We start from the raw sequence: 6,761 nt of genomic DNA on the forward strand, positions 1-6,761 counted from the left end.
CGCGCTTCGGCTGCTGGACCTGCTGCGCAGCCGTGGGTCGCTCTCCGTGTCCGAGGCAGCCGGGCACCTTGGCGTAGCCCCTTCCACCGCACACCGCCTGTTGAATACGTTGACCTTCCGGGAGTACTCCGTCCAGGACCACTTGCGCCGCTACCGGATCGGCCCCGCGTTCTGGACCGGTCAGGAACGACCCCCCGCCCTCAGCGGCCTGCGTCTGGCGGCCCGGCCCGCGCTCGAGTACGCGCGCGACCAGACCGGGGAGACCGTGCAGGTCATGGTGCTGCGTGGTGGGGACATCCAGTTCTTGGACGGCCTCGAATCACCGCACGTCCTGCGCGTGGCGATGCGTCACGGTGACACCATGCCGGCATTCACCTCCGCCGGCGGCAAGGCACTGCTCTCACGGTTGCCCAACCAGGAACTCGAGGAGGTCTACCGGTCAGGGGTCCCGGACTGGCCGACCGCGAAGATCCATTCCCTGTCCACCCTGAAGCGCCGCATGACCAGGATCCGGCACGACGGTTACGCCACGAATTTCGAGGAGACCGAGCAGGGTGTGGTGGGAATCGGCATCGCCGTGGTGAATTACATCGGTCGTCCGCTGGCCGGGCTCACGACGGCGACCCCCTCCATTCGCTTCAACCGCATCGACGTGCCACGGCACGTGGAGGTGCTGCGCGCTGCAGCGGCGCTCCTGGAAGCACGGTTGGCTCGCAGCCCCGGCCCCGAAGTCTCGGAGTAACCGGCCGGCCCGGAGCCGGGACCCCACCCGCATTCCCCCCTCAGGAACGATCACCCCGCCCCCAGGATCCGCCTGCGCCCCCAGCCGACCTTTCGATCGTCCTTCGAGTGCGCAGATTCCGCAGGAGGGAATCTGACCCCATCCTGTGGTTCACCCCACGCCGGATGCCTACGCTCGCCATCAACGTGATTCCCCTCACACGGGAACCCAGGCCACACCAGACCCGAAGGACCAGAGCGCATGAACCTCGACCTCGAAGAACTCGCCGCGATCATCGAGCAGCTGGACCAGGCGGACTTCACCGAGCTCCACTACGAGAAGGGTGACTTCCGCCTGCACGTGCGCCGCGGCGGCCACGGCAGCGGCCCCCTGGAGGGCACCGCTGCCGGTTCCCCGCAGGCCGTCCCCGCTGCACCCTCCGTCGCAATCGCTCCGGCCGCGCCCGCTCCGTCCCTCGCGACTCCGGCACCTGCCGCCCAGGCCCCCACTACTGCCGTTCCCCCAACCCCGGCTTCCGCGTCCCCCGTCCTTGTTCCCGCGGCCGCCAGCGGTATGCCGGACGCGCAGGACCTGCCGGAGGGCCACGTCCTGGTCAGGGCACCCATGCTCGGCACCTTCTACGGAGCGCCCAAGCCCGGCGCCGCCCCCTTCGTCACGGTCGGTGACACCGTCGGGCCGGACACCACCCTCTGCATCATCGAGGTCATGAAGCTGATGAACTCGGTGCCTGCCGGAGTCAGCGGGGAGATCACCCAGGTCTTCCTGTCCAATGGCGACCTGGCCGAGTTCGACCAGCCGCTCTTCGCCGTGAAGGTCGCTGCATGAGCACGCGGACGACCACCACCGGCACCCTCGGCAGCGCCCGGATCTTCATTGCCAACCGGGGCGAGATCGCCGTACGCCTCATCGAGGCCTGTGACCGGCTCGGCATCGAGACCGTGCTCGGGGTCTCCACCGCCGACCGGGACACACTCGGCACCCGCCGCGCCGGCCGCACCGTGGTCCTGGGCGGCCCTCAGCCCTCGGACAGTTACCTGAACATCGACGCGGTGTTGCAGGCCGCCCTCGCGACCGGTTGCACCGCGATCCACCCCGGTTACGGATTCCTGTCCGAGAATGCGGCCTTCGCCCGCCGTTGCGCCGAGGAGGGCCTCGTGTTCATCGGTCCCTCCCCGGAGGCCCTGGACGCTCTCGGGGACAAGCTCACCGCGCGGCGTCTGGCGGAGTCGGTGGGCGTGCCCGTGTCCGCCGGCGGCACCGCCGAGTCCGTGGAGGAGGTGCGGGCCCTGGCCGAGCGCATCGGCTACCCCGTGCTCGTCAAGGCGGCCTACGGCGGTGGCGGCCGCGGCATGAAGCTGGTGGAGTCCGCCGCGGACCTCCAGGACGCGTGGCAGCTGGCCTCCTCCGAGGCCGCATCTTCCTTCGGCAACGGCCTCGTGTTCCTCGAACGCTTCGTCACCGACGCCAAGCACGTGGAGGTGCAGATCCTCGGCGACCGCCACGGGAACCGCGTCCAGCTGGGCGAGCGCGAGTGCTCCGTGCAGTACCGGTACCAGAAGGTCGTCGAGGAGGCGCCCTGCGCCGCCCTGCCGCAGTCCACCCGGGAGCTGCTGCACGCCAGCGCCCTGCGGATCGCCGAGGCCCTGGACTACGTGGGCCTGGGCACGGTGGAGTTCCTCTACGATGTCGACCGGGACGAACTCGCCTTCCTCGAGGTCAACCCCCGGTTGCAGGTCGAGCACCCGGTCACGGAGGCCGTCACGGGGGTGGACCTGGTCCGCCAGCAGGTCCTGGCCGCCCTGGGCGTTCCGCTGGAGATCACCCAGGCAGACGTGCAGCTGACCGGGCACGCCGTGGAGTGTCGCATCACCGCTCAGGACCCCGCCCGTGGGCTGGCCCCTTCCCCCGGGCGGGTGACCCGCTGGTCCCCCGGGGCGGCCGGTGACTCCCGCCTGGACTCGCACCTCTACGAGGGCTACCTGTTCCCGCCGTACTACGACGCGCTGATGGGCAAGCAGATCGTCTGGGCGCCGGACCGGGCCACTGCGATCCAGCGCATGGAACACGTGCTCGAGCACTTCACCGTCGAGGGGATCACCACGTCCCTGCCGTTGCTGCAGTGCATCCTGGCTCACCCCGACTACCGGGGCAACAGCGTCACCACGCACTGGCTCAACCATGAGATCGATAACCTCACCAGCACCCGAGAGGACGTCCACGCATGAGCGAGATCAGCCTCGTCGACGTTTCCCTGCGGGACGGCAACCAGTCCCTGTGGGGCGCCACGGGCGTGACCACCCGAATGATCGAGGGCGCGGTCCCGGACCTGGACCGGGTCGGCTACCGCACCCTCGAGCTGGCCACCTCCACCATCCTGGCCACGGCCGTCCGCTACCACCGCGAGGACCCCTTCGAGCGGGTACGGGCCGCCCGGGACCGGGCCCGCAACACCCAGCTCGGCTTCCTCACCACCGGCAAGCGGTTCATCACCTTCCACCGCACCCCGGACGCCGTGCTGGAGTTGGCCTATTCCGTCCTGGCCCGCAACGGCATCACCAAGATGTGGGTCATCGACCCGATGCATGACATGGCCTCGGCCGCGAAGATCGCCGCGATGGCCAAGCGCGTCGGCTTCGAGGAGGTCATCGGCGGGATCTGCTACACCACCAGCCCGGTGCACACGGACCGGTACTTCATGGACCGCGCCGCCGAGCTGGATGCCTCCGATCACATCGACGGCTTCTACCTGAAGGACCCCTCCGGGTTGCTGACGATCGACCGCGTGCGTCAGCTGGTCCCGCACCTACAGCAGGCCATGCCGCGACACGGCCTGCAGGAGATCCACTCGCACGCCACCACCGGGCTGTCCCCGCTGGTCCTGCTGGAGGCAGCGGACCTCGGGGTGACGACGCTCCACAGTGCGCTGCCGCCCCTGGCCAACGGCCCATCGCACCCCGAGGCCCAGCGGCTCGTGGCGAACCTGCGAGCGCGCGGCCACGAGGTGGACGTGGACACGGACGCCATGGCCGCGGCCAGCGCCTACCTGCAGCGTCAGGCGAAGCTCAAGAATCTGCCTATGGGCGTCCCCAACGAGTATGACGAGGCCTTCTACCGCCACAACATCCCCGGCGGCGTGCAGTCGACCACTCGGCGCCAGTTGCGCGAGATCCGGCAGGAGCACCTCTTCGATGCCGTCATCGAGGAGTCCGTGCAGGTCCGCCAGGACCTCGGCTGGCCGATCGTGATGACCCCGTTCGCGCAGTACATCGTCACTCAGGCAACCCTGAACGTGATGACAGGCGAACGCTACAAGCAGGTCGCCGACGAGGTCATCGACCTGATCCGCGGGGACTTCGGCCCCCTGCCCGGCGAGGTGGAGCCCGCGCTGAAGGACCGCTCCCTGGCCACGGAACGCGGGCGCCAGGTTCCCGACGACGGCCAGTCCGTCACGCTGAAGGACCTGCGGCACCGCTTCGGCGAGAACCTCGGGGACGAGGAACTGCTGCTGCGAGCGGTGATGCCCGGTGAACAGGTCAACGCGATGTACGAGGCAGCCCGCACCGCCCCGGCCCGCACCCTGAAGACCCTGCTGTCCTCGATCGGCACGAGCTCGCGGACCACGTCGATTTCCCTCTCCGACGGTGAGACCACGTTCTCCCTGCGCCGGAATGCCACCCCCGCAGGAACCCCTGCAGGCGCCTCCACCAACCGGCACGACGCCCAGGAGCCAGCATGAGTACCCCCTCGACCGCCTCCTCCGCACCCGCGTCGGGCGCCCCGGCCACGACCGGAACCGTGCAGCCGTCCCTCGTCAACGGTTTCGTCCCGGGACCGGGTGACCTCGACTCCGTCACCTCCTCTCGCGGCTGGATGCTGGACGTGGACGGCTGCCTCGTCAGCACCTCCCGTGCCGGTGGCGCCGGTGGCAGCCCACTGCCCGGGGCCATCGACCTCTTGGCCCACCTCTACGCCGCCGGTTACTCCGTGGTGATCTGCACCAACGCCTCCGAGCGCACCCCCGCCCACTACGCACAGCACCTGCGCTCCCTCGGTCTGGACGCCCGGGACGAGGACTTCATCACGGCCGGCTCCGCGGCCGCCGACTACGTGGTGCACCACCACCCCGGGGCGACCGTGCTCGCCCTCGGGACCGAGGGGATCACCCGTCCCCTCGCCGACCTCGGCCTCACCCTTGCCGAACCGCGGGCCGCGCGCCCCGGCGAGCTGGCCGACGTCGTGCTGGTCGGTGCGCAGGACGGTTACACACGCGAGGAACTCAACGCCGCCTGTCTTGCCGTGGACGCCGGTGCCGCGCTCTACACGACCGTGGGCAGCCCGTGGTTCCACGGCGGCCTTGGCAAGTCCGTGGCGGTGTCCGCCGTCATGGCACACGCAATCGCGTGGGCCACCGGCGTGACGCCCCACGTTCTGGGCAAGCCCTCCCCCGCCCTCGGGGAGACCCTCCAGCGCAGGCTGGGCGTGCCCGCCGCACAGATCACGATCGTCGGAGACGCCCCCGCCGAGATCGCCCTGGCCCGGACCATGGGCTCGCACGCCGCGCTGGTGCTCTCCGGCGCCACGAGCACCACCGACCTGGCCACGTTCCGGGGTACGGACCGCCCGGAGGTGGCGGTTCCCGGCGTCGCCGACCTGCTGGAGCTGCTCACCGACAGACCATTCCACTCTCCCCACTCCCATCCCCCAAGGAGCAACCGATGACCACCCAGGACCGTTTCCCCCACTTCTCCGAGGCTTCCACCCCCGCCGGGGCCGAGGGCTGGGAGTCCATGTACCCCTACTACCTCGTCCCCTCGGAGGACACCCGTGCCCATGACGAATCACTGTTCTGGTTCGCGGACACGATGCATTGGTCCCACGGCGCGCACCCCTTCGACTCCGTGGGCGCCGAGGCCGTCTACTACGGCGTCGGCACGTTCTCCACGCGCATCTTCGCGTTGCCGGTCTCCCTCGGCCTGGACGTCAAGATCGTCAACGGCTACGTGTACATCGCCCCGCAGGGCATCACCGACCCGGTGAAGATCCAGGAGCGCGCCGAGTTCTTCCAGAAGCGCGCCGGGCATTACTACCAGAACTGGGCGGAACTGTACGGCAAGTGGAAGGAGAAGATGCTCGGGGCGATCGAGGACATGCGCGCCCTGGCCTTCGAGCCTCTGCCGGACTACGAGCCTGACGAGGTCGTCTTCGAGGCCAGGGGAACCTCCGTGTCCATGCAGCTCCTGGAGAACTACCACCGGCTCATCGACCAGTTCCTGAACATCTGGCAGTACCACTTCGAGTTCCTCAACCTGGGTTACGGCGGTTACATCACCTTCTTCCAGTTCTGCAAGCAGGCTTTCCCGCTCATCACGGACCAGACGATCTCCCGGCTCGTCGCCGGGGTGGACGTGCTGGCCTTCCGACCCGACGACGAGTTGCGCAAGCTGGCCGCCCGGGCCGTGGAGCTCGGGCTCGTGGACACCCTCGAGTCCGGCATGGCCGGGGTCTCCGCCGCCGATGCCGACCGGGCCTCCGCCACGGCCGCACTGCGCGCCACCCTGGCGAGCACCGAGGCCGGACGGTCCTGGCTCGCCGCGTTCGACGAGGCCCGCACCCCCTGGTTCGATTACTTCGCCGAGTACGGCTTCACCCATGACCAGGAGACGTGGAACACCGACCCCTCCCTGCCCCTGGGCCTGATCGCCCGCTATGCCCGCAAGATCGCCGACGGAGAGGACATCTCCCGCCCCATCGAGAAGCTTCGTGCCGAGCGCGACGAGCTCGTGACCGAGCACCGCGCGCTGCTGACCCCCGAGGAGGCCGCCCAGTTCGACGAGCTGCTCGGACTGGCCCAGACGGTGTTCCCGTACATCGAGGAGCACAACATCTACGTGGAGCACTGGTCCCACAACGTGTTCTGGGCCAAGGCCAGGGAGTTGTCGCGGGTACTGGTCGCCGCCGGGCTCTTCGAGGACGAGGAGGACATGTTCCACCTCAACCGCTTCGAGGTGGACCAGGCCCT

The 6,761-nt window shown here is 69.3% G+C and carries 6 protein-coding genes; all 6 read left to right on the forward strand.

All coding sequences use genetic code 11. From position 1 onward, the window contains the following. The coding region (locus tag PLJ28_RS14325; RefSeq protein WP_324590290.1) for an IclR family transcriptional regulator at window positions 1-742 on the forward strand (742 nt) is incomplete at its 5' end. 240 nt (window positions 743-982) lie between these two features. Beyond that, on the forward strand, window positions 983-1,567 hold the full coding sequence (locus PLJ28_RS14330) for an acetyl-CoA carboxylase biotin carboxyl carrier protein (protein WP_324590291.1): 585 nt from the start codon (window positions 983-985) through the stop codon (window positions 1,565-1,567). Beyond that, complete coding sequence (locus tag PLJ28_RS14335; protein WP_324590292.1) at window positions 1,564-2,967, forward strand: acetyl-CoA carboxylase biotin carboxylase subunit; 1,404 nt, start codon at window positions 1,564-1,566, stop codon at window positions 2,965-2,967. Before PLJ28_RS14330 ends, PLJ28_RS14335 begins: the two co-directional genes overlap by 4 nt. After that, window positions 2,964-4,478 (forward strand): pyruvate/oxaloacetate carboxyltransferase, encoded by a 1,515-nt coding sequence (locus tag PLJ28_RS14340; protein WP_298044702.1) that lies wholly within the window; start codon window positions 2,964-2,966, stop codon window positions 4,476-4,478. Before PLJ28_RS14335 ends, PLJ28_RS14340 begins: the two co-directional genes overlap by 4 nt. Next, entirely contained in the window at window positions 4,475-5,461 is a 987-nt protein-coding gene (locus PLJ28_RS14345; protein WP_324590293.1) for an HAD-IIA family hydrolase, read from the forward strand. The genes PLJ28_RS14340 and PLJ28_RS14345 overlap by 4 nt, the downstream gene beginning before the upstream one ends. Further along, on the forward strand, window positions 5,458-6,761 hold a 1,304-nt coding region (locus tag PLJ28_RS14350), incomplete at its 3' end, for a hypothetical protein (protein WP_324590294.1). The genes PLJ28_RS14345 and PLJ28_RS14350, both read left to right, overlap by 4 nt.

This window comes from Citricoccus sp., assembly GCF_035445025.1.
In the GTDB taxonomy this organism is placed as follows: domain Bacteria; phylum Actinomycetota; class Actinomycetes; order Actinomycetales; family Micrococcaceae; genus Citricoccus.